This window comes from Halococcus morrhuae DSM 1307 (assembly GCF_000336695.1).
In the GTDB taxonomy this organism is placed as follows: Archaea; Halobacteriota; Halobacteria; order Halobacteriales; family Halococcaceae; genus Halococcus; species Halococcus morrhuae.
This window is the reverse complement of sequence record NZ_AOMC01000075.1, coordinates 1-4171: the sequence shown is the minus strand read 5'-3', so window position 1 is coordinate 4171 and position 4171 is coordinate 1. Positions and strand designations below refer to the sequence as shown.

At 51.5% G+C, this 4171-nt stretch carries 3 protein-coding genes, 1 tRNA gene and 1 pseudogene; 2 read left to right on the top strand and 3 right to left on the bottom strand.

Translation table 11 applies throughout. The features are described 5' to 3' along the window. Together C448_RS15365 and tnpC are read left to right on the top strand one after the other, a co-directional pair. Window positions 1-240: TaqI-like C-terminal specificity domain-containing protein (locus tag C448_RS15365; protein ID WP_152415522.1), on the top strand; the 240-nt coding region annotated here is incomplete at its 5' end. A gap of 35 nt (window positions 241-275) precedes the next feature. Next, a pseudogene (gene tnpC / locus C448_RS15360) lies at window positions 276-1699 on the top strand (IS66 family transposase). Between the two features lie 84 nt (window positions 1700-1783). On the opposite strand, the gene C448_RS15355 reads toward tnpC, so the two are convergent. The 3 genes from C448_RS15355 to C448_RS05315 form a co-directional block, all read right to left on the bottom strand. Then, window positions 1784-3460: an AAA family ATPase gene (locus tag C448_RS15355; protein WP_160162777.1), complete on the bottom strand. Its 1677-nt coding sequence runs from the start codon at window positions 3458-3460 to the stop codon at window positions 1784-1786. 160 nt (window positions 3461-3620) lie between these two features. After that, window positions 3621-3695 (bottom strand) — tRNA-Val (locus C448_RS05320). Window positions 3696-3734: 39 nt separating this feature from the next. Then, on the bottom strand, window positions 3735-4169 hold the full coding sequence (locus C448_RS05315) for a cob(I)yrinic acid a,c-diamide adenosyltransferase (protein WP_004052394.1): 435 nt from the start codon (window positions 4167-4169) through the stop codon (window positions 3735-3737). Window positions 4170-4171: the final 2 nt, after the last annotated feature.

Genomic DNA, 4171 nt, shown 5'->3' with positions numbered 1-4171 from the left:
GAGAATCGTGCCTATCACTCTGATGAAAAAGAAGACGGTACATACGGAAAGTGGCTGAACGGAAAAGACGTGCATCGGTACCACTTTAGCTGGAAAAACGAATGGCTGAGTTATGGCGACTGGCTTTCAAGACCGCGAGAGAAGCAGTATTTCACCGAACCACGTCTGATTTTCCGAGAGGTAACTGGAGGCATAAACCGCGTGTATCTGTTTAGCGGAACAGCCAAGGAGAAATCGTAGCTCTCAGGGAAGAGCAGGACGAACAGCCGCTAATCGTGCTTTCCGGGCCTGACGGATCGCCGGGTCGTTCGACCTCGGCGATCCGTTCTGCGGGTCGGACAATCCTTCCTCAGCGAGATCTCGCTCTTCTCGCTGAGAACGCGTTTCTTCGTCAGCAAAACGCCGTCCAAAACGAACGAATCGAGGAGCTTGAAAACCGCCTCAAGAAGTACGAAAACGCCCACACGCCGTCCAGCCAACAGGACGGTGCCGGACAACAGCCACAGAATGAGGAGTCGGAGCAAGACGAGGAAAATGACGAAGCTGGCGGCGACTCCGACGCCGCCAGCGACTCCTCGTCCGGACCTGGACGCAACCCTGGTCACGAAGGGACGACCCGGCCACCACCCGACCCGGACAGGACCGTCCGGGTCGGGGAGGCGTACTGTCCCGATTGCGACCACGTTCTCACCGATCCCGACGAGTACGTCTCCCGCGTCATCGTCGATATACCGCTTCCCATCCCGACCGAAGTCACGAAATACGAGCTCGGAAAGCAGGAGTGCTCCTGTGGCAACGAAGTTGTCGCCGAACATCCTGANATCACGGCCGGCTTCCGCACCGGAAGCAGGCCGAACTGTTCGACTGGCAGCTCGACCATCCGGTTTCACCGGCAACGATCTACAACATGACTGAGCGGGTCGCAGACCGGCTGCGACCCGCGTACGAGGACGTTCGAGCCAGCGTCCGTGACAGCGACGTCATCTACTGCGACGAAACCGGCTTTCCGGTCGACGGCGACCAGCACTGGGTCTGGACGTTCGTGACTGACGAGGACGTCTTCTATACGATCGACGAGAGCCGTGGAAGTCAGGTGCTGGAGGACGTCCTCGGCGACGAACTCGCCGAGGACGCCACCCTGAGTTGTGACGGCTGGTCGGCGTATCCGAGCTATCACGGGAAGCTTCAGCGGTGCTGGGCACATCTGCTCCGAGAGGCGAAGTACGTTGCTGAGCGGCACGAAGAGGCCGAACCGATCTCGGAGGTACTGCACGATCTCCACGAGGACCTGACCGCGTTCGACGAGGAGGACCCGCCTGCCTCCGCTCGCGAGCGGAGGCGGGCGCGGGCTTCGCTGTGTCTGGAGGAGTTGATCAGAGCGGATTACGAGACCGAGGAAGTGACGCAGTTAGCCGAGAAGATCCGGAACGGGCTGGGCTGCTGGCTGACGTTCGTCACGGAGCCGGACGTTGATTCGACGAACAATCGCGCAGAGCGGGCTCTACGCGAGCAGGTAGTGATGCGGAAGATGTTCGGCGGACTCCGGTCGGAAACCGGAGTCCGCATCCACGAGACAATCTCGACGATGGTGGCGACGTGGGAACGCCAAGGACTCGATCCACCGGATCAACTGACGTCGATACTCGGAGGAGAGCAACCAGAATCACGTGCAGAGGCATCTACGAGAGGACCGCGCTAAACACGTACNACCGGATCAACTGACGTCGATACTCGGAGGAGAGCAACCAGAATCACGTGCAGAGGCATCTACGAGAGGACCGCGCTAAACACGTACAATCTCTGTATGCTTTTCTGATATAGTTTCCTTTACATCTTGACCTTCTCGGTCGTTGTCCAACAGCAGAGCATACGCAAACCCCTCGGATTCTGCCCACTTACCGAATGTACTCATTTTCCTAGCTCCGTCAACAGATATTATCGAAACCTCACTAACATCCAAGATATCTTCTTCTCCTTTCTTATGTCTGAGGTAGTGGGAAAATCCAAACAATATGTAGTATTCACTCAACCCTTCTACAAAAACATTTCTATTCGATACAAATGGAGAATCACCCAGCCGAATACCTAATGATTTTCTTACTGGTTCTAACGTTCCCTGACTTGACTTAGAAAAGTCATTTGCCACTTGTGTTCCGTGTTTCCCATTTTCTTCACCGATATCCTCAATCATCCGAAGACGTTCTGGATGCTCTTTGCTTAAGAGAAATGGAGAATGAGATGAGTAAGCAACTTGCGTTTGTTCAGACACTTTCTCAATCGCACTTAGCCAGTCACGTTTCCCTTTTGGATGAAGATAAACAGCTGGGTCATCAAACAAGAGTAGCAAATCGCCATCCGTACTGGATAGGTCCGCGCTATAATTGAGATAGAATGCGATAAACCATTTGTAACCTCTACTTCGTTCCGATAGGGGACCAGAAGGTCTGTTGACGTCTTTGTCATATTCGTCATATTCTCTATGGCTGCCTGTTCTTCTCACAGATACGTCTCGTAAATTAGTTACTATTTTGTCCCCAATTAGATCTATTTCTAAATTGATTGACTTTTGACCCCATGTATTGTTTATTGCATCACCGATATCTTGGTTTATGTCGTCGTTTATGGTTCTGGCAAGTTTCCCCTTGTCGAGTTTATCTCTGTTTCCCAGATCAATACCATGAGATTCGAACATTTTCAAAAGTGTTTCATGGCCATCTCGTTCTAAATTATTCACGTCCACTTTGTCTTCAATCGGTTCTACATCATCGTAGTATCTTATATCGACCAAATTATCGAATATGCTTACAGTATTGGATTTTATTGTATTAATATTATCTATTAGCCTATCTATCTCTGCTATCAAGTAGTTGTTAATCGAGTTTAGATCCGAACTCTCGTTCATCTCTTTATTTTCCAATATTTTTCTTGATTCCATCAGTAATCTATGTACACCTTGTGGATTATCGAGCACCACATCGCCCACGTCATTTATATCTGATCTGAGACTTCCGGTATTCGTGTTGGCGTTCGCAAGCCATTTTTTGATTTCATTGATTCTGTTTCTTGTGGAGACTACAGATTTTCCTCTCTCCCATGACATTTCCTCGTAATTAAAATCAACATTGAAACGTTTTGTACCATCGGCCATTTTCTTGAAGATGATTGCGCCATCATGCTTGCTGTCTTCGCATAGTTGCTGATAATCGTCGGGGTCTTTGTCTTCTACTTCAAATTTTATTGATACCACAGGTGTCCGAGCTTTATCTGAGTACTCTTTTTGATTATGCAAATTTTCGTCTTTGTACGGTTGGTTGTGTGAGAAGGACGCAATTGCTTCTAATATCGACGTTTTTCCACTTTCATTTTCTCCGATAAGAGTCGTGATTCCATTTTCAATGTTTACCCATCCACTATCACGAACAATCTTATAATTCTGCACCCGAACCTGGGATATATTCATAGATACTGTTTGTAACGAGAGAAAATATATGTTGTGGAGGTACTGTGATATGAACCCACTCATTAATTGTAGGTCTTTGTTTAATTCCAACAACACTTATTCAATTACATCTGTAACAATCGGAAAATTTCGCTTCGCTCACGGCGTTGCGGCGCAAAAGTGGGTCGGGGCGGATTTGAACCGCCGACTTCCTCCGTGTGAAGGAGGTATCATAACCGGCCTAGATCACCGACCCGTAGGGGAACTTTCCGACCGCGAAAGATAAACGTTGCCTTCAGTAGTCGGGCGCTTCCTCGCTCGCCCCATCGCGCTGGTTCACCACGCGTGCGAGGGTGAACAGGGCGTCCGAGAGCCGATTCAGGTAGGTCACGGTTTGCTCGTTGATCTCTTCCTCGCCAGCGAGCGCGACCGCGCGACGCTCGGCCCGCCGACAGACCGCTCTGGCGTGGTGGAGGCGCGCGCCGCTATCGCCGCCCCCTGGAAGAATGAACGACTGGAGGGGGTCGAGCTCCTCGTCGTGGGCGTCCATCCACTCCTCCAGCTGCTCGACGCGCTCGTGGGTCATCTGCGGGTCGTCCGCGTCGGGTTCGGGGTTGGCGAGGTCGGCCTGCACGACGTGGAGGTGGTTCTGGATCGCGCGGAGCTGCTCGTCGACGTCCTCGTGACCCGTCGGGCGGACCCGCCCCACCGTGGCGTTCACCTCATCCACAG